Source organism: Flectobacillus sp., from assembly GCF_049240685.1.
GTDB lineage: Bacteria > Bacteroidota > Bacteroidia > Cytophagales > Spirosomataceae > Flectobacillus.
This window is the reverse complement of sequence record NZ_JBMLSD010000070.1, coordinates 1-25316: the sequence shown is the minus strand read 5'-3', so window position 1 is coordinate 25316 and position 25316 is coordinate 1. Positions and strand designations below refer to the sequence as shown.

19 protein-coding genes are annotated in these 25316 nt (G+C 37.1%); 11 read left to right on the top strand and 8 right to left on the bottom strand.

All coding sequences use genetic code 11. The features are described from left to right. Window positions 1-179: 179 nt before the first annotated feature. The gene (gene rlmF / locus ACOVQ4_RS03405) at window positions 180-1112 is read right to left on the bottom strand and encodes a 23S rRNA (adenine(1618)-N(6))-methyltransferase RlmF (RefSeq protein WP_421819252.1); all 933 of its coding nucleotides are present in this window, start codon (window positions 1110-1112) and stop codon (window positions 180-182) included. Between the two features lie 102 nt (window positions 1113-1214). Then, the gene (locus tag ACOVQ4_RS03400) at window positions 1215-1787 is read right to left on the bottom strand and encodes a Maf family protein (RefSeq protein ID WP_421819251.1); all 573 of its coding nucleotides are present in this window, start codon (window positions 1785-1787) and stop codon (window positions 1215-1217) included. A gap of 140 nt (window positions 1788-1927) precedes the next feature. Here ACOVQ4_RS03400 and ACOVQ4_RS03395 point away from each other — a divergent pair, with 140 nt between their 5' ends. The 5 genes from ACOVQ4_RS03395 (at window position 1928) to ACOVQ4_RS03375 (ending at window position 7173) form a co-directional block, all read left to right on the top strand. Beyond that, window positions 1928-3769 carry a hypothetical protein gene (locus ACOVQ4_RS03395; RefSeq protein WP_421819250.1) on the top strand — a complete coding sequence of 614 codons (1842 nt, stop codon included), beginning with the start codon at window positions 1928-1930 and terminating at the stop codon, window positions 3767-3769. Between the two features lie 327 nt (window positions 3770-4096). Next, the gene (locus tag ACOVQ4_RS03390) at window positions 4097-4546 is read left to right on the top strand and encodes a MarR family winged helix-turn-helix transcriptional regulator (RefSeq protein ID WP_421819249.1); all 450 of its coding nucleotides are present in this window, start codon (window positions 4097-4099) and stop codon (window positions 4544-4546) included. A gap of 307 nt (window positions 4547-4853) precedes the next feature. Then, window positions 4854-5312, top strand: coding sequence for a MarR family winged helix-turn-helix transcriptional regulator (locus ACOVQ4_RS03385; RefSeq protein WP_421819248.1), 459 nt, complete (start codon window positions 4854-4856; stop codon window positions 5310-5312). 65 nt (window positions 5313-5377) lie between these two features. After that, window positions 5378-5974 (top strand): YceI family protein, encoded by a 597-nt coding sequence (locus ACOVQ4_RS03380; RefSeq protein ID WP_421819247.1) that lies wholly within the window; start codon window positions 5378-5380, stop codon window positions 5972-5974. Between the two features lie 311 nt (window positions 5975-6285). Next, window positions 6286-7173 (top strand): SDR family oxidoreductase, encoded by an 888-nt coding sequence (locus tag ACOVQ4_RS03375; RefSeq protein ID WP_421819246.1) that lies wholly within the window; start codon window positions 6286-6288, stop codon window positions 7171-7173. Window positions 7174-7346: 173 nt separating this feature from the next. Here ACOVQ4_RS03375 and ACOVQ4_RS03370 read toward each other — a convergent pair whose 3' ends face one another. The 4 genes from ACOVQ4_RS03370 to ACOVQ4_RS03355 all read right to left on the bottom strand — a co-directional run bounded on the left by ACOVQ4_RS03370 (window position 7347) and on the right by ACOVQ4_RS03355 (window position 14082). Continuing rightward, window positions 7347-9338 carry a sialate O-acetylesterase gene (locus tag ACOVQ4_RS03370; RefSeq protein ID WP_421819245.1) on the bottom strand — a complete coding sequence of 664 codons (1992 nt, stop codon included), beginning with the start codon at window positions 9336-9338 and terminating at the stop codon, window positions 7347-7349. 640 nt (window positions 9339-9978) lie between these two features. Then, window positions 9979-11403: a CCA tRNA nucleotidyltransferase gene (locus ACOVQ4_RS03365; protein ID WP_421819244.1), complete on the bottom strand. Its 1425-nt coding sequence runs from the start codon at window positions 11401-11403 to the stop codon at window positions 9979-9981. A gap of 361 nt (window positions 11404-11764) precedes the next feature. Beyond that, window positions 11765-12328 (bottom strand): L-threonylcarbamoyladenylate synthase, encoded by a 564-nt coding sequence (locus ACOVQ4_RS03360; RefSeq protein WP_421819243.1) that lies wholly within the window; start codon window positions 12326-12328, stop codon window positions 11765-11767. Window positions 12329-12483: 155 nt separating this feature from the next. Further along, entirely contained in the window at window positions 12484-14082 is a 1599-nt protein-coding gene (locus ACOVQ4_RS03355; RefSeq protein ID WP_421819242.1) for a hypothetical protein, read from the bottom strand. Window positions 14083-14693: 611 nt separating this feature from the next. Between ACOVQ4_RS03355 and argS the strand changes: the two genes are divergently transcribed. The 3 genes from argS (at window position 14694) to ACOVQ4_RS03340 (ending at window position 18476) form a co-directional block, all read left to right on the top strand. Continuing rightward, on the top strand, window positions 14694-16472 hold the full coding sequence (gene argS, locus ACOVQ4_RS03350) for an arginine--tRNA ligase (protein WP_421819241.1): 1779 nt from the start codon (window positions 14694-14696) through the stop codon (window positions 16470-16472). An 83-nt stretch (window positions 16473-16555) separates the two neighbouring features. Then, a complete protein-coding gene (locus ACOVQ4_RS03345; RefSeq protein WP_421819240.1) occupies window positions 16556-17182 on the top strand; it encodes a glutathione peroxidase in 627 nt (208 codons plus the stop codon). Window positions 17183-17576: 394 nt separating this feature from the next. Then, on the top strand, window positions 17577-18476 hold the full coding sequence (locus tag ACOVQ4_RS03340; RefSeq protein WP_421819239.1) for a 1,4-dihydroxy-2-naphthoate polyprenyltransferase: 900 nt from the start codon (window positions 17577-17579) through the stop codon (window positions 18474-18476). A gap of 151 nt (window positions 18477-18627) precedes the next feature. Here ACOVQ4_RS03340 and ACOVQ4_RS03335 read toward each other — a convergent pair whose 3' ends face one another. Continuing rightward, complete coding sequence (locus ACOVQ4_RS03335) at window positions 18628-19311, bottom strand: OmpA family protein (RefSeq protein WP_421819238.1); 684 nt, start codon at window positions 19309-19311, stop codon at window positions 18628-18630. A 165-nt stretch (window positions 19312-19476) separates the two neighbouring features. On the opposite strand from ACOVQ4_RS03335, the gene ACOVQ4_RS03330 reads away from it, so the two are divergent. After that, on the top strand, window positions 19477-20823 hold the full coding sequence (locus ACOVQ4_RS03330) for a tetratricopeptide repeat protein (RefSeq protein ID WP_421819237.1): 1347 nt from the start codon (window positions 19477-19479) through the stop codon (window positions 20821-20823). A gap of 650 nt (window positions 20824-21473) precedes the next feature. Here ACOVQ4_RS03330 and ACOVQ4_RS03325 read toward each other — a convergent pair. Continuing rightward, window positions 21474-22247, bottom strand: coding sequence for an AMP nucleosidase (locus ACOVQ4_RS03325; RefSeq protein ID WP_421819236.1), 774 nt, complete (start codon window positions 22245-22247; stop codon window positions 21474-21476). Between the two features lie 618 nt (window positions 22248-22865). Between ACOVQ4_RS03325 and ACOVQ4_RS03320 the strand changes: the two genes are divergently transcribed. Both ACOVQ4_RS03320 and pafA read left to right on the top strand, forming a co-directional pair. Then, window positions 22866-23309 (top strand): type I restriction enzyme HsdR N-terminal domain-containing protein, encoded by a 444-nt coding sequence (locus ACOVQ4_RS03320; RefSeq protein ID WP_421819235.1) that lies wholly within the window; start codon window positions 22866-22868, stop codon window positions 23307-23309. A gap of 78 nt (window positions 23310-23387) precedes the next feature. Beyond that, complete coding sequence (gene pafA / locus ACOVQ4_RS03315; protein WP_421819234.1) at window positions 23388-25064, top strand: alkaline phosphatase PafA; 1677 nt, start codon at window positions 23388-23390, stop codon at window positions 25062-25064. The last annotated feature ends 252 nt before the right edge of the window (window positions 25065-25316 follow it).

Genomic DNA, 25316 nt, shown 5'->3' with positions numbered 1-25316 from the left:
GTCAATAAAATTCTATAGTTTGGGCAAAATAAGAGTTAAGTTTTGTGTTTTAGGCTTTCAGCTATGGGTAATCGGCAAAACATATAGTTTCGAAAAACAATTTTACACTCTTTGCCTAGTGCCTGTTGCCTAGTGCCTAAAGCAAACAACTAATCTTATTTTGCCCACTAACTTATTACTCACTTATTCCCAAATCTAGCTTTTGCCCAAGCTTTTCTTTCATCTTCCGAAAAATAAGTCCATACCAAAATTCGACTTATTTTTTGTCCATGGGACATTTCGATAATTCGATAATTGGTCACATCTGTTTTGTCGAGGGCTTTGTACAAACTTTTTAGATTGTCTTTTTTTGAAACCAAAGAAGAAAACCATAAACAGCTTTTGGCAAAAACTTTACTTTCTTGAATCATTTGCCAAATAAACTTCAGTTCACCACCATCACACCAGAGTTCACGACTTTGTCCACCAAAATTGAGCGAAGCATTTTGTACTTTTTTACCTGTAAGATTCTGTTGTTTACGAATAGAACTTGCAGAAGCCTCTTCCGCAGAAGCATGGAAAGGAGGATTACAAATTACTAAATCAAATAATTCTTGAGTTCGAATAATACCTTCTAGAATTTGGTCTGGACGATTTTGTAAACGAACATCTACATTATTCTTAAGATTCGTATTGGTAATAACAATATTCTGTGCAGATTTCAAGGCAGTTTTATCTACTTCAGAACCAACAAAACGCCAACCGTATTCGGCATGGCCAATGATAGGATAAACACAATTAGCTCCTACCCCAACGTCAAGAATTTTTATTTCCTTGCCCAAAGGAATTTGACCATTGTTGGCTTCTGCCAGTAAATCGGCTGTGTAATGCAGATAGTCTGCACGTCCTGGAATCGGTGGACACAGATAATGCAAGGGGATATCCCAATATTCGACCTTGTAAAAAGCTTTCAGAATAGCCTTATTCAACAATTTTACGGCAGCAGGATTAGCAAAATCGATAGTTTGACTACCATATTGATTGATAAATACAAAAGGTTTTAATTCTGGTGACACCTTCATAAGTGCCTCCATATCATATCTTTCTTGATGTTTATTTCTTGAATGAAGCATGTGTTTTGTTGGTAATTTAATGGCTGAGCGAGTGGTAAATGGCTGAATTATGAATGGTGAATTATATGGCCTTTTTACTCATTATAATTCCTTAAATCACAACTAACAAAATTTCTTGAGGGCATCGTACACGATATGTACGGGTAAACCCATCACAGTAAAATATGAACCTTCGATGCGAGGAATACCCACCATGCCTACAAAATCTTGTACACCATAGCTTCCTGCCTTGTCGAAGGGTTTGCAATTTTCGATATAATAATCAATTTCAGCATCCGTTAATTCTCTGAAAAATACGTCTGTCGTGTCGCTGTAACTTTCTATTGAATCTTTGGTCATAACACAGACCCCCGTAATTACTTGGTGTTTGCGCCCCGAAAGTTTTTGCAACATCCATTTGGCTTCGGCTTTGTCTTGTGGTTTATTCAGAATCAACCCATCGACTACCACAATAGTATCAGCGGTAAGAATGATGTAATTTTCGATTTCGTTCTGAAATGCCAAAGCTTTCTTTTTTGCCAGAAATACAGGAACCTCAGGCGCAGGCATCGTATCAGGAAAATCCTCATCAGTTGGTTTAACTTTTACAATAAATTCAAAGCCTGCATCTCGAAGTAACTGCTGACGACGTGGCGAATTGGAAGCTAAAACAAGTGTATGATTTAATGTTAGCATTCTGAGAGTTTTTGTATTTTTGTTTATATATGATATGTAAATTTCTACAAAATAAGCCAATAATACCCACAAAACCTTGTAGGAGCTTTAGCCTGAGTGAAATTCTCGCACTGGTTACGATAGCTTTTTGGCTTGTATTTGTGCCAATATCTGCGCATGCCCAACAAAAAGATTCTATTCAAGCCTTCATTCCGGAAGACTATCAAGTAAAAAAGAACAAAGAAGATAGTTTACTTTATTCTAATTTGAAAAAACGTTTTTCAAAAAATCGAGTTCTCAACGAAATTTATCATGCCCTCTTCAAGGATGTATACAACCAAAACGCAGCAGGTCAGGAAGTAGTAAAAATTGATGAAAATCCCTTTCAAGAGTTTGAGGGAAGAGTAGTGCGTAAAATTTATGTTAAAACTCTTCGAGTATTTGGCGAAAGCGTCAATGATACCGCTCGTAAAGCACAAGGTTTTGAAAAGTTTTTTAGCTCCTTACACACCAATACTCGCGAAAGTATTATTCGAAAATCATTTTTACTCTTCAATACTGGTGATATCATAGATGCCGACAGGCTTCGAGACAATGAACGTGTGATGCGTAATAGTACTATTTTGCACGATGCTCGTATCTTGGTGGTACCAGATGAGCAATATCCCAACTTAGTAGATTTATTGGTAATCACGCAGGATATCTGGTCTTTAATTCCAGCTGTCAATTTAGGAGGTTTGGACCGTTATGATATAAGTATCAATCAAGTAAACTTTCGGGGTTTGGGGCATTCGTGGCGCAATACCTTTTATATCAACCAAAAAGAATCGCCCAAACTCGAATACGCCACCACTTACACGATTCCTTATATTGGCCGTTCCTTTATTACAGGGCAGTTGGATTTGTCGTTTCGTAGACAAACCAATCGCTATGCTTTGCGCTTTTTTAGACCGTTCTTAACACCCGAAATGAAAATGGCAGGAGGCTTCGAAATGAGTCATGACCGAGATTTGAGAGGAATGACCAGAGGATACGATGCCCGCACCTTGATGGTAAACGATACCTTACCTTTTTATTTTCCGACTGCCCGAAACTATGTAGATTTTTGGCTGGCACGCTCTTACAAACTACCATTTTTAAGTCCCGAAAATCAGGCTCGTACTCGCTTTATCGTCGGACTCAGATTTACCAGTATCAACTATACCCAACGCCCCATAGTAACTGCCGATACCAATCAGCTTTTCCGAAATCAGGAACTTTACCTTGGAGGAATCGGATTTTCGAATAGACGTTACAAGCGGGACTTTTTGATTTACGGTTTTGGAATAACAGAAGACGTTCCTTACGGGTATTTAGCAGCTTTTGTAGCAGGCAAAGAATATTCGGATGCATTCGGAAGCCGTTTTTATTCAGGCATCAAACTTGCTCGTGGGCAATATCTCAAAAACTCTGGCTATCTATACGCCCTTCTTAATGCTGGTGCCTTTACCAATGGCACAGCTGGTGTTAGCTTTGAATCTAACTATTTTTCAAGATTGTACACTCTTCCTAGAGCCAAATTACGACATTTTATCAACCTTAAATATGCTTTTGGAATACAGCGATATACAGGTGAATACCTCAATATTAACGGAGAAAATGGGATATTAGGCGTAAATAGCGACCAACTATGGGGTAGTAAAAAATTTGCTTTGGGGTATCAAGCAGTTCTGTTTTCAAAAGTTAACTTCGTCGGATTCCGTTTGGCACCATTTTTTCAATTAGATATGGCCTTTGTTACTCCTCGCAATCAATTTTTATTTACTCACTTCCCCTACACAGGCGTAGGTATAGGCATTAGATTACGAAACGAAAACCTTACTTTCAATACTTTCCAGCTTAAATTTACCTATTTCCCTAATTTACCCAATATCGGAGCACTCAACGTTTCGTTTAGTGACACCTACAACTACCGTCTCAAAGACTTTGATATTTCGGCACCAGAAATCGTGCCCTTCCGATAATTGAGTATATTTGCAAACAATTATAACCACCTCTTAATAAGTACTTCTCATAACTTGGTGTAAAGCACTAGCTTCTCGCAAAAAATATAGTTTTTGTTCTAATATGGATAAGGAAAGGTTAAATTAATCATATATCTGTAGCACCCTTTGACAGTATCCTTCTAAGGATGAGTGCTTTCCAATAACAGATATACGATTAACTAATAACTTCTTTTTACTTGATACTATTTACTTTTACAAATATCCACAAAAGAGTAAGTGTTACTCCATAAATCATATTTTCGTTGTAAGGCAAAACTAGTACTATACACGCTAACTTTAAAAATTATGTCTATTGAAAAAGATATCAAACAAAAGTCCTTTACTAACCCTTATCAGAAATTAACAGTCAATATCATGTATACAAACAATTGGCTTGTTTCTGAATTTAGTCAGATTATCAAACCTTATACACTTAGCGAACAGCAGTATAGTGTTCTTAAGATTTTACAAAATGCCCACCCTACTCCACTCAGTATCAATACTATCATCGAAAATATGCGAGATCAAATGTCGAATGTATCTCGATTGGTCGATAAACTTGAACAAAAAGGGTATGTAGAAAGAAGAAAATCTCCCAGTGACAAACGGGTAGTCGAAGTGATTATCACTGATGAAGGAGTTCAAATTACTGACGAAATTAATGAGCTCATCGAAGTATGGGAGACACAAAGTATACAAATGTGTGATGAAGATTTAAAATTACTACAAAGTCTTATCCAAAAATTACAAGAGTAATTGTGTTGGAACCTTTGAACTAGAGATATTCCAGTCTGAGTATACTTGAGTAAGCGATAAGGTCTTAATTTTTTTAAAGAAAAGGAGTGTTATTACTTTTCCAGAATCAAAAACGCCCAATCTAATATTCTAAAAACCTACGTACTAGACCAATTTGGATACATTACTTTTTTTACTTTACCGAAAACTACAAAAATACATACACACAAAATACTGATTATTAGACAATTAAATACCATTAACAAAAAATTAACATTTTAATGTATTGACATCAAATGTTTTTACATTAAATTTGTACTATCAAATTATGAGTATCGAACAAGACATACAGCAAAAAGCATTCAAATCACCTTATACCAAGGCCGTTGTGAACATTATGTACACAAACAATTGGCTTTGTTCATTGCAAAGTGATTTACTGAAACGTTATGATGTAACGTTGCAGCAATACAATGTTTTGAGAATCCTGAGAGGACAATATCCTAACCCTATCACGGTTTGTGGCATTATTGAGCGTATGCTCGATAAAATGTCTAATGCGTCAAGATTGGTTGACAAACTTATTTTGAAAGATTTAGTTATTCGTAGAGAATGCCCACACGACCGTCGTCAGGTAGATGTAGTAATTACAGAAAAAGGATTGGCATTGTTAGCAGAACTAGACAATCAGCAATCAGAGTGGGAATCGGCCTTACACAAGTTAAGCCCCGAAGAAGCGCTCACGCTAAGTCATCTTTTAGACAAACTCAGAGGCTCGGCTGAATAATCGGTATTTTCTGAATTGTATTAAACTCCTTATTATTCATATTCACTAAAATTTTTTTCAATAAAATGAAAGCAATTAAATTCATCGCTAGTTTGTTTGTTTCTGCAACAGTATTAAGTTCAGCTATCGCTGGTAACGCTCCTAAAAAAGCTGCTGATGCATTGGCAGTAGATACTAAAGGTTCTAAAATCCACTGGTTGGCTAAAAAAGTAACTGGTCAGCACGAAGGTTTCATCAGCATCAGCAACGGCTCTCTTTCTGTAGCTAAAGGAAAAGTAACTGGTGGTACTTTCACAATCGATATGAAATCTATCGTTTGTACTGACATCACTGACGCTGGTTACAACCAAAAATTCATTAGCCACATTACTACAGGTGATTTCTTCGAAGTAGAAAAATTCCCAACTGCTACTTTCAAAATCACTAAAGTTGCTGGTAACACAATCACAGGTGACTTAACATTGCATGGTGTAACTAAGTCTATTTCTTTCCCAGCTACTATTACTTCTGCTGCTGGTAAAGTGACTGCAACTGCTAAAATCCCAGTTGACCGTACAGACTTCAACATCAAATATGGTTCTAAGAAATTCTTCGAATCTATCGGTGACAAAGCTATCGACGATGTATTCAACTTGGACGTAACTTTGGTAGCTGGTAAATAATCCACCCAAAGCGCTCCGAGCCATATAAAAAAGCTCTGCAAATGATTGCAGGGCTTTTTTTGTGCTTATATATTCCTATCTACTCTTACTCTTTTTTGTCGTATTTCTTCTCCCTTTTGAAGTTCTTTTAAATTTTTCAAAAATTACTAATTAGTATGCTTGCATAATAATTTTATTTACACCAAATTGCCTAATAATAGAATTTTACTTTTAAAAAATATAGTAAAATAAAGTCGAAAGAAAGAGTGAAATATTCTGAAAGGTATTTTATTCAAGAGCTTTTACTTTAAAATCTTTAATCTAAAATAGCTATGTTTAACCAACCCATGCTAAGAGACGGAGCCTTACAAGGTAAGACTATTGTAGTTACAGGCGGAGGAACAGGACTAGGTAAATCCATGTCCAAATACTTCCTAGAATTAGGAGCAAATGTAGTAATTGCCTCACGCAAACTCCCTGTATTGGAAGAAACTGCTAGCGAATTATCAGCACTCACAGGCGGAAAAATTTTGCCTGTAGCCTGTGATGCACGAAACTACGATGAGGTAGAAAATGTACTCAAAACTGCAGTTGAGCACTTTGGTAGCGTAGAAGGCTTGGTCAATAATGCCGCTGGAAATTTTATTAGCCCAACCGAAAGACTAAGCCACAAAGCTTTTGATGTAGTAGTGGATATCGTCTTGAAAGGCACATACAATTTTAGCTTAGCTTTTGGGAAATATTGGATAGAAAACAACATCAAAGGAACCGTCATGAGTATTGTGACAACTTATTCATGGACGGGTTCGGGTTATGTGGTACCTTCAGCGACAGCCAAAGCGGGTGTGTTAGCCTTGACACGCTCTTTAGCGGTGGAATGGGGCTACAAATATGGTATCCGATTCAATGCCATCGCTCCAGGGCCATTTCCAACAGAAGGAGCATGGGAAAGACTATTTCCTGCCGAAGCTATGGGACATGACCTTGCTAAAAAGTTTGACCCAGCAAGCCGTATTCCTCTCAAACGAGTAGGCGATCATCAAGAATTAGCTAATTTGGCGGCATTTCTGATGTCTGATTTCTCGTCATATATCAATGGCGAAGTTATTACGATAGATGGTGGTGAGTGGCTGATGGGCGCTGGTGAATTTTCAGCCTTGAACGAAGTGCCTGACGAAAAATGGGATATGATTGCTCGTGCTGTGAGAGGCAAAAAATAAAGTTAAAGTAGCAAGAATTTTGAGTGATAAGTTAGGACTTTCTAACTATTGCGGATTTGGGATTTCTGATTGCGGAAAAATAGAAGCACATACTTCCAATGTCAGAAATCCCTAATAAATAGTTTTTATAATCCTTTGTACACTACAAATTCATTACCTAAAAATCCAACCACTTACTTCATTATCAACACTTTGCTAAATGTAATCTGATTATTGGGTAATTGTAATTTCAAAAAATAAGCTCCATTTTGAATCGTTTTGGGAAACTCTACCCAATATTCTTCCCCTACTCTATTCGATTTAATATCAATAATTTCTTGTCCATTACTGGAAAATACTTGTAGTTGCTTCACCTCATTTACTCCCTGAATCGTGAGAAAAGTACTGGCAGGATTCGGAAAGATTTTTACCGATACATTAGGGTTCTCGACACCCAAAACTTGTGAATAATCAATCACCAACTTTGTATCAGTATATACAACCGATCCGTCGGCTAATGTCAATTTTAGTCTGTAATAAGCAAATACTTCCTTCGGGCGAATCACCTCCCACTTGCCTTCCAAAGTACTATTAGCATTTTCGGTATATACATCCGAAAAACTCTGCTGATTGTTACTGTACTGAACCGTAATTTTGGTTGGGGCATAAGCCTCCACGTAAGACCAACGTAATTGTAGAGAATCAGCTTTTTCGACTAGGGTAAATTGATTGAGAGGAGTCCAACTTCCCGACAAAGTAAAAGTATTGGAAAGTGTACTTTGCAAAAATGGCGCCTCCGAAACAATTCTCAGACGGTATACTTCCAGAGGTGATACATTTTGAATATTTATAAGCACAGGGCTATTTGTGCCTTGACCGACCTGAGCTACAAATTTTCCGTTCTTATCTAATAATTCTACTCTATAGGTTTTGTTTTGAGTTATATTTCCCTGAAAATGAACAGCAAAATTTCGTCCAAATGGTAAGTGAGTTGGTAATAACCTTGGCACTAAAGTAGATTGAGGTTGATAGGGAATCGCCTTTTCAAAAAAAGTCGTGTCCATAGTTCGCATCCAAGCATTGGCTGCCAGACTTAGTCCCTGAATTCCTCCTTTAACATTTTCAAAATGGCCATGAGCAATAGGTCTAGGATTTTGGATAGTATCTAATTCGGGTCCAGGAAAAGTATTTGAAACATTTTTCAAAATGGCATTTTGTCCTTTGATAACCAAATCAGCCCATTCATTTCGAGGGCCAACACTTGCCCTTGCAACATTCCAAGCCATATTGTAGCCAAACAACTGACGAGACTTATCTATCAAATTTTTCACATTAGCTTCATAATTTTGAGCAGAAACCTGATTATGAGCAGCATCCGATTCGCCCTGTAGCCAAAGAACAGCTCTTAATCCTGTATGAGAGGCTAGGTATTGTAAAGAATTTTTGAGGTTTGCAAAAGGTTGTTGATTAGGCCAATATTTATTTACATACTGATTAAAAGCCAATTCTCCATTGGCAGATTTACTCCAGTTTTCGGAGGTAGCTGCGGCCCATCCACAATTCAATAAAAATACAGGAACTTGATACTTTTGAACGATTTTATCAGCTAATTCGCCCCAAAGCCACGAAGACTCACCCGTAGGATACATGGCAGAGGTGGCCAAAGCTCTTTCCATTTTGTGTAATACCATTGGTAAGTTGGATGCTACGGTAAGGTTTTCTTTTTCATCCAAGTACTTGTTCAAATCATTGATCAGAATAACCCTTTCGGAGGCATCCTTGGAGCCCAAACCCTGTACACCCATTGCATTTGACTGACCCGCTATCAAAAAAACCTCACCTACCCCAATCTGTTCAATGATTTTTTCATCAATAAGGGTATTATTGACCCATGCCCGCACATAAAGATCATAAAAGCCAGCATTGATTTTAATTTTCTTCGAAAATTCTCGATTCATCACATCGCTGGCCAATACTTGCCAGCCTTTGGCAGGTTTACCTATTTCGACTAATTGATACTCGATTTTGGTTACCGAAACCTGAGTATAACCCGCAATGACCAAATCAGCTTGATTAGAAAGATTCCTTTGTAATATTAGGCGATTCATGGGATGCAAAATGGTCATTTGTCCCCATAAATAGCTTGGAAATAAAAGTAGTAAAACCCACAATATTGACGTCTTCATGGATTATCAGGAGTTAATTAATAAGTGGTCTATTAAGTAATCGTGCAACTTAGATTGAAGTGCTGTGCTTTTAGCTATGCCGTAGGCATTAGGTAAAAGTTTTTATCATTTCTATTTTTTTTGCTTACGGCCTAATGTCTTATGCTGAAAAGTACATCTTTGGTTAGCAACAAACACGCTAAAACTCTTTGCCTATTGCACACAACTTAAATTTCATTTTGTGCATTAACTTATTTTTGTAAATAAAGAGTGTATAAAAAATCAAAAAATTGTGTGGAAGTGAAACAGAGAAGTTGAATACTCGTGTAGAACTAAGACTTATACATTTAAGTTGTAGGTATTCGGCGAAAAGTCTTTAAATTTTCATCATAATTACTTTTTTTTTAGCTTAAGATTGAAAGCAAAGAGCCTATTGCAGAAAAGATTAAGTTATTTCGACCTGCAATAGGCCTTATGCTATATACCTTGTGCTAAAAGTATAAAGTTTTTTTTACACATAAATTTGTTGTTTTGGGCAATAGGCCAATTGTATCAACATATTTTTGCCAAAAGCCCGAATCTTATATAAAATCCTGATAATCAAATATTAGCATTTATTTTGTATGCCAACCTAGCCTATCATAACACAAATCATAATCGTTTAAATATTAACTGGAGTAAGGCCCAATTTGCGACCTTCCTCAAGAATAAATGGCATTCCAGATTCCATCGTATTCTCGATTTGTCCTTCTAAAATAGCCTCACGAACAGCAATCTTAATAATGCCAACTTCTTTGGAAGGAGTTAGCCCAAACGTTTCCATAATTAGCTCTCCAGTAATTACTGGTTGAAAATTACGCAACTTATCTTTTTCTTCTACCTCTTTTAGCTTAGTTTCAACAATGTCGAAATTGCGAAGATAGCGTTTTACTTTTTCGCCGTTTTTGGAAGTGATATCAGCACGGCACAAAATCATTAAACCCTCGAGGTTCTCACCAGCTTCAAACAAAAGTCTTCTCAAAGCAGAGTCGGTGATGGCTTCTTTAGATAGTGCAATTGGGCGCAAATGGAGTCGAACAAGACTTTTTACGTAGCGCATTTTTTCATTCAAGGGCAATCGCATATTGGTAAAAATGGGTTTAACCATCTTGGCTCCCATTTCCTCATGCCCATGAAATGTCCAACCTTTTTTCTTGTCAAAGCGTTTTGTGGCAGGTTTGGCTATATCATGCAAAATAGCAGCCCAGCGAGTCCAGAGATCGTCTGATTTTTTGGCTACATTATCAAGAACTTGTAAGGTATGATAAAAGTTATCTTTATGGCCTTTTCCTTCTTCAGTTTCAACTCCTTTTAATTGACAGAACTCAGGGAAGATTAGTTGCAGCAAACCGCAAGAATCTAATAATTTAAAACCATAAGAGGGAACATTAGACAAGATGATTTTATTGAGTTCTTCGGTGATACGTTCCTTTGAAATAATTGAGATACGATCTTTCATTGACATTAATGCATCAAAAGTGTCGGGATGAATATCAAAACTCAATTGTGAAGCAAAGCGTACCGCACGCATCATTCGGAGTGGGTCATCCGAAAAAGTAATACCAGGCTCGAGAGGAGTCTTTACAATTTTCCTTCTCAAATCAGCAATACCATCGAAGGGATCTATTAGCTCCCCAAAATCGCTCATGTTCAACGAAATGGCCATAGCGTTAATCGTAAAATCTCTCCGATTTTGATCATCCTCCAAAGTTCCATCTTCGACAATTGGCTTACGCGAATCGCTTCGGTAAGATTCCTTTCTTGCACCCACAAATTCAACCTCCCAATCATCAATACGAATCATGGCAGTTCCAAAGTTTTTGAAAACTGACAAATAGGTATCTTCGCGACCCGAATTTTTGGCCACCAGTTCGGCTAACTCAATCCCAGACCCTACACATACAATGTCGATATCCTTGGAAGGACGTTTTAAGATTAAATCTCGTACAAACCCACCCACTACATAAGCACGAACATTCAATTGTTGCGCTGAAGCTGCAACTAGTTGAAAAATGGGATTATTATTTAAAGTTTCAGTAAAATTCATACAAGTATTTTGAAAAAGCTACAGAAGCTAATGCTTCTTTCTTTTCATTCTCTAATGATATTTGAGCAAAATTAGATTGAATTAGAGTGCTTTAGGCTGTAAGTTTTATACTTTCATAAAAACGCATTTTTCCTTTAGCTTACAGCTTATAATGCCTAAAGTCTATTGCCTCAAAAATAAAATTTAATTTTTGAGCTTTGGACTTTTAGTTATGGGCATTCGGCAAAACATATTTATAGTTACTAAAAAACATTTTATCACTTTTTGCCTTGTGCCTGTTGCCTAAAACATATAAATAAAATCTAACTCTACATTTCGATATATTTGCGAAAAAAGCGATGTGTTAACTCCTACCAAACCCTTACTTTCTGATAAACTCAAACTCGCCATACATACCCAACTTTACAATTTGAGATGGTTGAGCTTTGGGATTTTCTCCTTTGGGGTTTTTGAGGATATAATCTACTTTTTCGACAATTGATTGGTCGATATCAGCAAACTGAATTGGGCTTGGCTGACCCGTAATATTGGCAGACGTAGATACAATGGCTCTTTCCATTCGATGAACCAAACCTTTGCAAAATTCATCTTTTACCAAACGAATCGCAACACTACCATCTGGTCCCATCAAATTAGGAGCTAGGTTTTTACCTTTTGGATAAATTACGGTCAAAGGTTTTTCTGCAAACTCTACCAAATTCCATGCGATTTCGGGTACTTCGACCACATATTCGGATAATTGCTCAATTTTTGAAATCAAGACAATAAAAGCTTTGTTTTGAGGCCGTTGTTTGATTGTAAGGATTTTTTCGACGGCTTTCTCGTTGCGAGCATCGCAACCTAAACCCCAAATCGTATCGGAAGGATAAAGCAAAGTATCACCTTTTTTCAAGTGATTCAATGCTTCTCTGTATAATTCAACCATTATCTATTAATATTAGTACCAGCAAAATATTGCCGTTTTTTTTGACCCAAATCACCATTTCAGAAAGGCATGATGAAAAGGTTTGTTCAATTTTGACGCAAAGATACAACATTATTGCCTTCTTCAGGGATTTTCCCAAAAGGTTACATCATAACTTACTTCTGACTTGTGGTGCTTGAATGTAACGGAGCATAGGCCATTTTGCGAACATACAAAATTTCAGAACCCATTGTATTATCTTTGGATGGTGCATGGCGTGTTCCCCAAACCAAAAAGTATTTATCGTACCAAGCAGACACAGCTGCCTCCTCGTCGACTCTATGAGATTCTTCATCTGATTTTATTTCAAACTCTTCTTTATCCGAGTTTTCTTTGCCATTATGTAAATTTTGAATATTAACTTTTCCTTTATCCAAATAAGTGGCTATCCACTCTCCTTTGTATTTTGAAATTTGTACTTGTTCGAGCAAGCCGCTCGACTCTAATGAACCTAACGAAACGGCGTCGTCCCATAAAATTTCGCCATCCTTACTAAACTCACATACAATGGCGTGCGTATACCTGTACCGTCCTATTCGAGAGCGATTACGTTGTAACTGAGCAAAAGTCAACGGAGGGTTGGTATACAAGCCTAAGGTATTGTTGTTATTGGGCGAAAAATAATATACTTCAGCCAATAAAAGAACCCCTTTTTCGGTTTTGACTAAATCGTGTACTTGGAGTAAATAGCTAAAATTAGGCTCTTTACCTTCTATTTTTTTCTTCTCGATTTTCTCCTTCAATTTTTGTTGTTTTCTAGGCGATAGATAGTCAAAAAAATTACTTAATCCCGAAAAGTCTATCATTTTGGTACCAATCTGTTCGCCATTATTAAAATGTGTAAGATACAAACCCCTTGAATAATCGCTACAGTTGGTAGAGTAATTTCCGACCAAAACGGTTTCATTATTGGATATAGAGAGTAACCTTCCACTCACAAAGTTTACATCTTCGTTATCTGCCAAAGGCACACGATTGGTTCGGAGCAAATCGCCGTTGTACGAATAAGACAGCACCGACATATTGCATTTACCTTTTCTTCTTTCATTAATAATCACATTGACTTCATTTCTTATTTCGTCTATTTCTAAAGAATTAATGGTAATATTTTTATCATAAATCCCTTGCAAAACTTTTGAAGTAGAATTAAAAAAAGCGAATGAAATTACAACTGGCTTGTCAAAATAACTTCCAGCAAAATAGGCGGAATTGCCCAATACCTTAAAATGACTGATGGTTCGGAGACCTACCAACTTACCTCTAAATTCGTCAACCTCCCCCAATTGGAGATTTAAACGAGTTATGACAAAATCTTCGGCTTCTGATTCTGCAAAGAAAAAGTACATAAAATCGTTATTGTAATAAGTCAACAAATTTTCCAATCTTTCTGGTGGTGTATACTTTGTGTTCCACTGTTCGCGAAGTGTAGAATCAATTTTATAGAATTCCCAATGATGATTCCTTCCAAAAGTATCGGCATTATCAAAAACTACCAAGGCCCCTTTTTCTTTGAGCGGAAGCATAGAAAAATCTTTTGTTTTTCCGTATTCTTTGATATACTCCACTTCGCCAACTTTACTTAGTTGAGCAACTAGCGTATGGCTTATCGAGAGCAAACATAAACCAAATAGCATTTGAGCCATGTACCCGAGTTTTTTGTAATGTAACTGAGTATTCATGAATGGAGTGGCAAAAACAGTAAAACGTTTTTTCATAGTTTAGATAAAGGATTACGCTAAAATTAACAGACAATGGGAATTGTTTGATTAAAAAACAGCCATAGCATCAGATTGTTTAGTAATCTGTTGATTCTAAGCATGAATGTTATGCAGAGATAAGTTACTCAAAATACAGTTAAGTATGGTTTTAAGTCGTCAGGCAAAAGGCATGAGGTCAAAAGTTTTAAACAACCACAGATAAGTCTTTTGCCAAAAGCTCAAGAACTAGATTTTATTTTGCCTTAGTCGTTCAGGATATTTTTACTTATTGATTCATCATGTAAAAAAAACGCTCTATTTATTCCATACTATGGTTTAGCCACTGTGTTACATCTCAAAAGCCATCAAGTCCTCTCCTGAAGAGATGACATTGGGAACCTGACATACTGCCCAAACCATAGATTATCTATTGACAATTTACACATTTCAATTCTTCTTTAAAAAGAAAAAGCATAGAGGTTTTCATGTTCGTTTATGGTTATCGCAGGTATTTTGGCTAATTTTGCACTTCAGTTGAAAGTATGCATTCTCAAAAGCACTTTAAAACCAAGTATTTTGGCAATTACTTTCTCCATTTTAGTAAAACACTGGAAAATTTTCCTAGCGCAATGAATATCGAAAAAATACTACAAGACAGTATTCAAGCTGCCCTTTTGGCTGAGTTTGAAATTTCCGAAAATACTATAGCTCTTCAGCCTACTCGTAAGGATTTTGAGGGGTTTTATACCTTTGTGGTTTTCCCTTATGTAAAGGCACTTCGCAAGTCTCCCGCGGAGATTGGAAATGCCATCGGAAATTACTTGACTAGCCATACCACTGTGGTGAGCGCCTTCAATGTAGTACAAGGCTTCTTGAATATCTCGATTGCAGATAATGCTTGGATGGAAATGTTCAACAATCTTAAAAGTGATTCCTCTTTTGGTCAGCTTGCTACCAAGAGCGAAACGGTGATGGTTGAATACTCTTCGCCCAATACTAACAAACCACTTCATTTAGGACACCTACGCAATAACTTTTTGGGCTTTTCGGTAGCACAAATTTTAGCGGCCAATGGCTATGATGTAGTAAAAGCAAATCTTGTAAACGACCGTGGAATCCACATTTGCAAGTCGATGTTGGCTTATCAAAAATTTGGTCAAAACGAAACACCTGAATCTGCTCAAATCAAAGGCGACCACCTAGTAGGCAAATATTACGTAGAGTTTGACAAACATTATAAAGTAGAAGTTGATGCTCTCAAGGCTACAGGTTTGTCGGAAGATGATGCCAAAAAACAAGCTCCATTGATGCAAGAAGCACAAGAAATGTTGTTGAAATGGGAACAAAACGACGCTGAAGTAGTGGCATTGTGGCAAAAAATGAATGATTGGGTGTTTGCAGGTTTTAATCAAACCTACGAAACTATGGGGGTGAGCTTCGACAAAATTTATAAAGAATCAAACACTTACCTTTTGGGTAAAGAAACCGTTGAAGAAGGGTTATCTGCAGGTGTTTTCTTCAAAAAAGAAGATGGTTCGGTATGGATTGACTTGAGCGATGAAGGGCTTGATCAAAAATTAGTATTACGTAAAGACGGTACTTCGGTGTATATAACCCAAGATATGGGTACGGCCGACTTGAAATACAAGGACTATCGTATGTCAAAGTCTATTTATGTCGTAGGCAACGAGCAAGACTATCATTTTGAGGTATTATTCAAGATTTTGAAAAAATTGGGTCGTCCGTATGCTGAAGGTTGTTATCATTTAAGTTACGGAATGGTAGATTTACCTTCTGGCAAAATGAAATCGAGAGAAGGAACAGTGGTAGATGCCGACGATTTGATGCAGGAAATGAAGGATACAGCCCGTGAACGTACCAACGAACTAGGCAAAATCGATGGATTTACCCCCGAAGAGGCCGAAGAATTGTACAGCACGCTGGCTATGGGTGCTTTGAAATACTTCTTATTGAAGGTAGACCCCAAAAAACGCATGTTATTTAACCCTGCCGAATCTATTGATTTCCAAGGCAATACAGGGCCATTTATACAATACACTCATGCGCGTATCTGCTCTATTTTGAAAAAAGCAGAAGGCTTACATATCGATGTCGAAGAGGCTAGTTTATACACCAACTTACAACAAGTTGAACGCGAAATCATTTTTGCATTGAGCGAATATCCACAAAAAGTTGCCGATGCTGGACGTGAATATTCTCCTGCGTTGATAGCACAATATGCCTACGATTTGGCTAAATCGTATAACCGCTTATTTGCTGAATTGAGCATTTTTAATGCAGAAAGCCCCGAGGCTATGCAGTTCAGAGTTCAGCTTTCGAAGGCCGTTGGCGAAACAATTAAGAAAGCTATGGCGTTATTAGGTATAAAAGTACCAACAAGAATGTAATACGTTTGTCGAATATTTGACCACAGAACAATTACTCGCTTGATTGGATTGGCAATATTAGATAACTTACAGCTTTAGTACTTATGAAAAAGCCCTTGTTTATCATCCTTTTAACAATCGTAACTGTCATGATTCTTAAACTTTTGAAAGTAGGAAGTTTGCTTGGTGCATTAGCACTTCCTTTTACCAAAAACAACATCGAAAGCAGACCAATGGAAACTGAAGTTGTAGCGAAAAAAACGCTTTATGATTTCAAAATGAAGTCATTAGAAGGCAAAGAGGTAAACCTTGCTGACTACAAAGGAAAAAAAGTAATTATCCTCAATACTGCATCAAAATGTGGATTTACGCCACAGTATGCAGACTGGGAAGCCTTTTATAAGGCAAACAAAGCGAAAGTGGTAGTTTTGGGATTCCCTGCCAATGAATTTGGTTCGCAAGAGCCAGGTTCAAATAGTGAAATCGCAAGCTTTTGCCAAAAAAACTACGGCGTTTCATTTCCTATGTTTGAGAAAGTTGTCGTAAAAGGTGAAGGTAAATGTGAATTATACAAATGGCTTACAACCAAAGAATTGAACGGTTGGAACGATAAAGAACCAAGCTGGAATTTCTGCAAATATTTGATTAACGAAAAAGGCGAACTTACACACTTTTTTGCTTCAGGAGTAAAACCTAACAGTAAAGAATTCCAAGATGCTTTAAACTTATAAGAAAATTTAGGTTTTCAATTTTCTTTTAGTTTAAAACATTCAAATACCGAATGTACAGGTTATTTTTGTAGCTGTATATTCGGTATTTTTTATTGGTAAAGCTCAGGCTTCTATCTTCTCGGATTATTTCATTTTAAGCAGGAAAACGTTAATAGTTAACCGTATATTGGTTATTTGAAGATATTCATAAACAAAAGGTTATTGTCAAATTTCACCTCAGTTATACTCTTAATTTAATCTTTCCTACAAAGTAAAAAGACGTTATTAGTTAACAGTACATAAGTTATTATAATACATTTATAATCAAAAGGTTATACTCGACTGTTGCCTTTGAGATACTATTAATTTAATCTTTCCTTTTACTTACTTACACAAAAAAGACTTTATATAAAACATGAAAAATTGGATTTCGGCAGCTCGACCTCGCACCTTACCTTTGGCGTTGGCGAGTATTTTAATGGGAAGCTTTCTGGCAGCTGGACATGATGACTTTTCTTGGAAGATTTTTGGGCTAGCTGTACTTACTACTACTTTTTTACAAGTACTTTCCAATTTTGCCAACGATTATGGAGATACCGTCAGTGGCGTCGATAATGCAGAACGTACTGTTGCTACACGTGCCGTACAAACTGGTGCAATTACTCGTGAACAAATGACGAAAGCTATGATTATTATGTCGGTGCTTTCTTTGTTATCTGGCTCGTGGTTAATTTTTGAAGGACTAAAAGATACCGATACTCAAACAATCATTGGTTTCTTTGGCCTTGGAGTTTTGTCAATTATTGCCGCAATTACCTATACAGTAGGCAAACGTCCGTATGGGTACATGGGATTAGGAGATATATCGGTGCTCATATTTTTTGGATGGGTTGGTGTATTAGGAACGTACTTTTTACATACGCATCACTTTGACTGGATTAATTTTCTTCCTGCTACCTCTTGTGGACTATTTGCTGTTGGAGTGCTAAATATTAACAATATCAGAGACATAGAGTCAGACACTAAAACTGGGAAAAACTCCATTCCTGTAAGACTAGGAAAAGAAAAGGCGGTTATTTATCATTGGATACTATTGATTGTAGGCTTTTTATGTGCAGTTATATATACTCTAATGATAGAATCTGGCAACAACTGGGTGCATTGGTTATTTGTGGTTACACTCCCTTTATTGATTAAAATTGGTCGTGGCGTTGCCGAAGGACAAACCCCTGCTCAAATCGATCCATTTTTGAAAAGAATGGCCTTGACTACACTTCTTTTTGTATTAACTTTTGGATTGAGTCAAATACTTTAGTGTTACACAAGGGCTGGAGAATACTAAGTTTTTTTGTTCATCAAATCCCATTGATGTTTTAAAAACTTGTTTACTCTGGCCTTTTATAAAAAATCAATAAAATAATAGCAATGGCAATCCTTTCGATTTGTGATATCCTCGAAGTGTGCTACTAATTTGTACCAGCTACTCGCATCTCACTGTTTATTTTATCAAATAGCGTTTTGTTGGGCATAATAAATATTTCAACCCTACGATTGATTCTCTGTCCTTCAACAATGTCATTACTAGCCACAGGGTTTCGTTTTCCATACCAAAGCGCTTTCAATCGATTTTGAGAAACACCACTCAAAACCAACCAGTTGGCTACTTGGGCAACCCTCTTCAACGACAACCTATCGTTGTAGGCATCAGTCCCGTTAGCATCCGTGTAGCTCTCCATAATTACAGAAGTATGCGGATAGGACAGTAATACCCTTGAGAGGCTAGCCATATTCATTTTGCCAAATTCAGAAGGGATATCCGAACCACCAATAAAATAAGAGTCTGCATCAAATCGAATATGAATCAATTTGGTGTTGACCCTAGTAATAGGACTAACTTTAACCTGCTTGCGTAGCTCGATTAGCTGATTATCAAAATACTGAGCCACCCTTTCATCGGCTGTTAACACGGGGCCAATTTTCTCGGTAACTGCCCGATTAGTACTTCTGGGTGACTGTTGTACAGACTGCCATTTCTCATCGGTATAGATACGATTTTTATTGATTATCCGACAGCCATTTAAGCCTACAGTTGTCCCGAGTACAAGTCCTATCAATATTTTTTTTCTACTTTTTGGAAAGTCAAATTTCATGACAGTTTATCTTTTAAATTTTGGCTGTAAGGTATTTTTTCAGTAATTTGGCTGAAACTTTGGCAATTACAAAGTTATAAAACAAATCTAAAGGTTAATCTATCTATATACTTCATTTTTGATAGTTAATCTATCACTAAAACTTATTTTTTCAAATTTAACCCTATGAAAAAGAGTTTTTATTCTGCTCTGCTGTTTGTATCTCTGCTTAGTTTTACTGGATATTCACAACAACCCGCCGCGCCCGCTCAAACTTTTCAAGAGTTGATGGACCTCGGTGTTCTTCAGAGTCGTCAGGGCAACTATCCACTAGCTCAAAATTACTTTACTCAAGCGATTCAGCTTCAACCAGATAACGCAGTAGCCTACTACAGCCGTGGAGTTACGAAGTCAAACTTGAAAGATAACCGTGGTGCTATTAACGACTTCGATAAAGCCATCGAACTAAACCCAAGATATGCCGACGCTTATGTTGGTCGTGGTACTAGCAAAGCTCGACAAGAAGACCACAAAGGAGCCTTACAAGACTACAATCGTGGTATCGACCTAAATCCAGTAGATGCTAATGCCTATTTTAGTCGTGGCTACAGTAAATCTAAGTTAGAAAACTATAAAGGTGCTCTTTCTGATTACAACAAATCGCTAGACTTGACACCCGACAACGCCCTAGGTTATGCGGCACGTGGTGCCGTAAAGCAAAAGCTCGAGGACTACAAGGGAAGTTTGGAGGATTTCTCAAAAGCCATCGAACTTAGCCCAAAACGTCCTTCTTCTTATTCTGGTCGTGCCTACAGCAAAATGAAAATGGCCGACTTTAAAGGGGCAATTACTGATTATGGTAAAGCCCTCGAAATTAGCCCCGAAGATGCCGAATCGTTGTACTATCGTGGTTACTGCAAAAGTCAAACCGAAGATTTTGCAGGAGCACAAATTGACTTTGATCGTGCCTTGAGCCAAGACCCTGAGAACGCCCCAGCTTATTATGGACGTGGTTTTGCCAAAAACAAACTCGGACATACAAAAGAAGCCATTGAAGACTTCAACAAAGCTATCTCGATAGGTAATATCGAAGCAAAGAAAGTTCTATACGCCGGCCCAATCACCAAACAAGTACTAGATGAACTCCGTAGCGGAGTAAGTGAACGTTTGAAAATGGCCGAAATGACTTCCGAACGTTCGGAGGTTTATTATAATCGTGGTCTTTCAAAAGCCAAAATTGGTGATACAAAATCAGCGATTGAAGATTATAACAAAGCAATTGCCTTAAACCCTACTTTTGCCGAAGCATACTTTACTAGAGGCATGGTAAAATCACAAATTGGGGATCAACGTGCCGCAATCCAAGACTGTACTAATGCTATCAAACTAAACTCAAAATATGCTGAAGCTTATTTTGTACGAGGTATCATCCGTCATGCACTTGGTGATACAGATGGCTGCAACGATTTGAGCAAAGCAGGCGAATTAGGTTATACAGCAGCCTATGCTGTAATCCGCGATTATTGCAACTAATTATCAATACCAAGATATACATGAATCATCCCAGATTTAGTGATTGAATAAAGAATGATTAGTATACTTGCAGTAGAGACGCAATGATTACGTCTCAATGATTGCGTCTCAAACTGAGTAAGTAAGTGGGCAAAATAAAATTTAAGATTGTGCTTTAAGCTTTCTGGTATCGGCTTTCGGCGGTGGGCTTTGGGAAAAATGCTTGTCCGTGGTCGTTAAAAACATTTTAACACTCTGTGCCTTGTGCCTGTTGCCTTGTCCCTAAAACACAAAACTTAAATAGTATTTTAGGCAACAGGCACGAGGCAAAGAGTATAAAATAGTTTTTTACTATCGATAGATATTTTTTGCCGAATGCCCAAAGCTGAAAGCCGAAAGCTCAAGAATTAAATTTTATTTTGCATATCAACTTATTTAGGCAATTTTGTATAGAAAGCAGACCATATTATTCATAGTTTGATTAGTTAAAATAAAAAATCCACCCGTTTTTGAGTGGATTGTTCGTAAAGCTTTTTAGAAAAGTCATTTTCAAAGAATGCCTAAGTTGGTTGCGTTAAGCTGTAAGCCATAGGCATTAGGCAAGCACAACTCTTTGCCTGTTGCCTTAATCCTGTTACCTCTATCCTAAAGCACACCACTTAAATTCATACTTACTCAAATCTTAGGTGTTTAACAGACTCACCTGACATAGCAAGTTCTTCCAAAGCATCGATACCAATTTGAAGATGCTTTTCAACATAATTAGCCGTAACTTTTTTATCGCTCTCTTCGGTCTTTACACCATCTGGCGTCATAGGGTTGTCCGAAACCAATAATAAAGCTCCATGAGGAATCTTATTGGCAAAACCTACGGTAAAAATCGTAGCAGTTTCCATGTCGATTCCCATCGCACGAATATCTGTGAGATATTGCTTAAACTGCTCATCATGCTCCCATACTCGACGGTTGGTAGTATAAATCAGTCCTGTCCAATAATCCATCTCATGTTTTTTGATCATCGATGAAACGGCTCTTTGCAAACGGAATGAAGGAAGAGCAGGTACTTCTTTGGGCATATACTCATCTGATGTACCCTCACCTCTTACCGCTGCAATTGGTAAAATCATATCACCCAATCCGAGGTTCTTTTTTAATCCACCGCATTTTCCTAAGAATAATACAGCCTTGGGTGAAATAGCCGTTAGAATATCCATTACTGTGGCAGCCATTGGCGAGCCCATGCCAAAATTAATGATAGTAATGTTATTGGCAGTTGCAGTTTGCATTGGTCTATCTATACCATAAATGGGTACATTAAACTGCTCTGCAAACATATCAACATAGTTTTTGAAGTTTGTCAATAAAATATATTGACCAAAATCTTCGATAGCTGTGCCTGTGTATCTTGGCAACCAATTTGACACAATTTCTTCTTTTGTTTTCATACCTGATGAAGTCGTGGTTTTGTTTAAAAGTTCATTTATTTGGAAAAGGAAGACAGGTCTCAGTGATGAATTGTGAGTGGTAAATTAGTACCTTACAAACGTTTTCCAACTATTTCAGATTGGGGATTTCTGATTTCGGAAATAAAGTAAAATACCTTTATTTTTACAAAATATAGAAAATTATACTTCCGAAATCCAGCATCTGATATCCGAAATAAACAGTTTTATAATCCTTTGTAACTTCTAATAGTACATTGTAATAATAAAAAGTTTACGCTCAAAATTCACAATTCTCCAATCAAAACTCATCACTAATAGTTATCCATAGCCCTTTAAAATAAGGTGTGCTGAAATAGGTACGCTATTTAAAAAATGCGTAAATTATAAAAACACAAAAACGATTGTTAATTTAACAGGCTAATACTACGATGGTATTTTCCGAGAAACAAGAATAAATAATGATTTAAACAAATCTTAAACTTGTTTTAACTAAAATTGTCTAACCTTTATTGTTATTTTCTGTTAGACCAGAAGTCTTGCCTTTTTTGAGGCTAACTGATAGGCAACGAGTCTGTTAGAATTTATAAAATCTTCACAACAAACTGCGCGGTAGAAAGAATGGAACTTTTGAATCTTCCTAAATTTGAATACAAGTTACAAAAAAAAGATGGGAAATTATATATTTTTGACCAGCTACGTAAAAAGTATTTATTTTTGACTCCTGAAGAGTGGGTTCGGCAACACTTTGTTAATTATCTGATTGAGCATTTATCTTACCCCAAAAGTCTTATCAAACTCGAGTCAGGACTTACATACAACCAAGTACAAAAGCGAACTGATATTCAGGTATTTGACAGAAGTGGAGCACTTTTTATGATTGTAGAATGTAAAGCGCCCTACGTGGCACTCACTCAAAATGTGTTTGAGCAAGTGGCACAGTACAATCACACCCTACGCAGTCCTTATATAGTCATTACCAATGGAATGAGCCAATACTGCTGTAAAACTAATTGGGATACCTTTCAAATCGACTTTTTAGAAAACCTCCCTAAATTCCCATAATTTCATAAATTCATAACCACAAAGCCCTACTATCATTGCTGAATGATTACGTATCTTTGTCAAAAAACTACCTTCATTATGAACAAAAAACTAATTACCCTGTTTGCCGGACTTTGTGCAGTTGTAACAGATTTATCAGCTCAATCTTCTATAAAAAGTACCTCTAAAGTCAATAGTGCAGTTGTAAAAACCATTCCTAATAAACCAAAATTGGTCATTGGTATTGTAGTAGACCAAATGCGCTATGACTATCTATACCGTTACTCAAACAAATATACCTCAGGTGGTTTCAAACGTTTGATGGGTGAGGGTTATAATTGCCGTAACCATCATTACGATTACGTGCCAACTGTTACTGCCGCAGGTCATGCAGCAATTTTTACAGGCTCGGTTCCTGCTGTCGACGGGATTATTGGTAACGAATGGTTTGATACCAAATCAGGACGCACTGTATATTGTGTAGAAGACTCAACGGTACAAACAGTAGGTGCAAATACTTCAGCAGGTTTGATGTCTCCCAAAAATCTATTGGTTTCGACTATAACAGACCAAGTAAAAATCGCTCAAAATCATCAAAGCAAAACCATTGGGATTGCCTTAAAAGACCGTGGTGCTATTCTTCCTGCAGGTCATACAGCCAACGCAGCTTATTGGTTCGACTCAAAAGACGGCTATTGGATTACTTCCTCATTCTACATGAACGAACTCCCTAATTGGGTAAAAGAATTTAACGCACAGAAGAATCCACAAAAATATTTAGCAAAAGGTTGGAACACCCTACTCCCAATCGAGCAATACACCGAAAGTACCCCCGATGATCAGCCTTTCGAAGGAAAATTAAGTGGCGAACAAAAACCTGTTTTTCCACATGAACTGGCGGCTCAAGCTGGTGTTAATTTATTAGAGGTCATCCGCTCAACGCCATTCGGAAATACGATTACTAAGGATTTCGCAGTGGCAGCTATTCAAAATGAACAACTAGGCAAAGGTACAAGCACCGACTTCTTAACGGTTAGTTTTTCTTCTACAGACTACGTAGGTCATGCATTCGGACCAAACTCAATCGAGGCCGAAGATACTTACATTCGCCTAGATAGAGAAATTGCTTCATTATTGAGCTTTTTAGATACCTATTTAGGAAAAGAAAATGTATTAGTGTTCTTGAGCGCCGACCACGGCGTGGCAGATGTTCCAGGTTACTGGCAATCTAAAAAACTTCCTGCTGGTACTACCGATGCTCTTGTGTTGACCAATACCGTGAAAGATGCTTTAAAAGCCGCTTTTGGTGAAGGCGATTACGTAAGAGCTGATGAAAACAATCAGATTTACCTCAATCATGAAACTTTGAAAACCAGAAATCTTTCTCGTGCTCAGGTATTTGATGTTGTAAAAACAGCTCTTTTGAAAAGACCAGAGGTTGCCAATGTTATCGACCTTCAGAATCTTGCCAATGCAACTGTTCCAGAATATCAAATTGGGTATATAAAAAATGGATATAATATCAAACGTAGTGGAGATATCTTGTATTTCTTAAACCCAGGATGGTTTACTGGTCGTAAAACAGGTACTACCCATGGTTCTGTTTATCGTTATGATACACATATCCCTTTGCTATGGTATGGTTGGAAAATCAAACATGGAGAGACTTCTCAAAGAACCAATATTTCAGATATTGCACCAACTGTGGCTGATTTACTAGATGTACTTGAACCAAATGGTACAGTAGGAAATGTAATTACTGAAGTTGTGAAGTAATAAAATACTTTGTACCTTTTGCTAAAAGAGACCTAATTAAGACTAGGTCTCTTTTACTTTTCTAAAGAAAATAACTTATTTTTGAAGAATAACTAGTTTGGTATGATTCATGCTGGAAAATGTGTAAATTCAAATAGAATTTTAAACGCTTAACCCGCATTTTATATTTTCCCAACTTTAATCGAAATTATCGTCTGAATTTATGAAAATCGCTGTAATTGGAACGGGCTACGTGGGTCTTGTAACAGGGAC

Bases quoted from the DNA above. Each gene is read 5' to 3' on its own strand.
- rlmF (WP_421819252.1), bottom strand. From the start codon at position 1,112: ATGCTTCATTCAAGAAATAAACATCAAGAAAGATATGATATGGAGGCA.
- ACOVQ4_RS03400 (WP_421819251.1), bottom strand. From the start codon at position 1,787: ATGCTAACATTAAATCATACACTTGTTTTAGCTTCCAATTCGCCACGT.
- ACOVQ4_RS03390 (WP_421819249.1), top strand. From the start codon at position 4,097: ATGTCTATTGAAAAAGATATCAAACAAAAGTCCTTTACTAACCCTTAT.
- ACOVQ4_RS03385 (WP_421819248.1), top strand. From the start codon at position 4,854: ATGAGTATCGAACAAGACATACAGCAAAAAGCATTCAAATCACCTTAT.
- ACOVQ4_RS03380 (WP_421819247.1), top strand. From the start codon at position 5,378: ATGAAAGCAATTAAATTCATCGCTAGTTTGTTTGTTTCTGCAACAGTA.
- ACOVQ4_RS03375 (WP_421819246.1), top strand. From the start codon at position 6,286: ATGTTTAACCAACCCATGCTAAGAGACGGAGCCTTACAAGGTAAGACT.
- ACOVQ4_RS03370 (WP_421819245.1), bottom strand. From the start codon at position 9,338: ATGAAGACGTCAATATTGTGGGTTTTACTACTTTTATTTCCAAGCTAT.
- ACOVQ4_RS03365 (WP_421819244.1), bottom strand. From the start codon at position 11,403: ATGAATTTTACTGAAACTTTAAATAATAATCCCATTTTTCAACTAGTT.
- ACOVQ4_RS03360 (WP_421819243.1), bottom strand. From the start codon at position 12,328: ATGGTTGAATTATACAGAGAAGCATTGAATCACTTGAAAAAAGGTGAT.
- ACOVQ4_RS03355 (WP_421819242.1), bottom strand. From the start codon at position 14,082: ATGAAAAAACGTTTTACTGTTTTTGCCACTCCATTCATGAATACTCAG.
- argS (WP_421819241.1), top strand. From the start codon at position 14,694: ATGAATATCGAAAAAATACTACAAGACAGTATTCAAGCTGCCCTTTTG.
- ACOVQ4_RS03345 (WP_421819240.1), top strand. From the start codon at position 16,556: ATGAAAAAGCCCTTGTTTATCATCCTTTTAACAATCGTAACTGTCATG.
- ACOVQ4_RS03340 (WP_421819239.1), top strand. From the start codon at position 17,577: ATGAAAAATTGGATTTCGGCAGCTCGACCTCGCACCTTACCTTTGGCG.
- ACOVQ4_RS03335 (WP_421819238.1), bottom strand. From the start codon at position 19,311: ATGAAATTTGACTTTCCAAAAAGTAGAAAAAAAATATTGATAGGACTT.
- ACOVQ4_RS03330 (WP_421819237.1), top strand. From the start codon at position 19,477: ATGAAAAAGAGTTTTTATTCTGCTCTGCTGTTTGTATCTCTGCTTAGT.
- ACOVQ4_RS03325 (WP_421819236.1), bottom strand. From the start codon at position 22,247: ATGAAAACAAAAGAAGAAATTGTGTCAAATTGGTTGCCAAGATACACA.
- ACOVQ4_RS03320 (WP_421819235.1), top strand. From the start codon at position 22,866: ATGGAACTTTTGAATCTTCCTAAATTTGAATACAAGTTACAAAAAAAA.
- pafA (WP_421819234.1), top strand. From the start codon at position 23,388: ATGAACAAAAAACTAATTACCCTGTTTGCCGGACTTTGTGCAGTTGTA.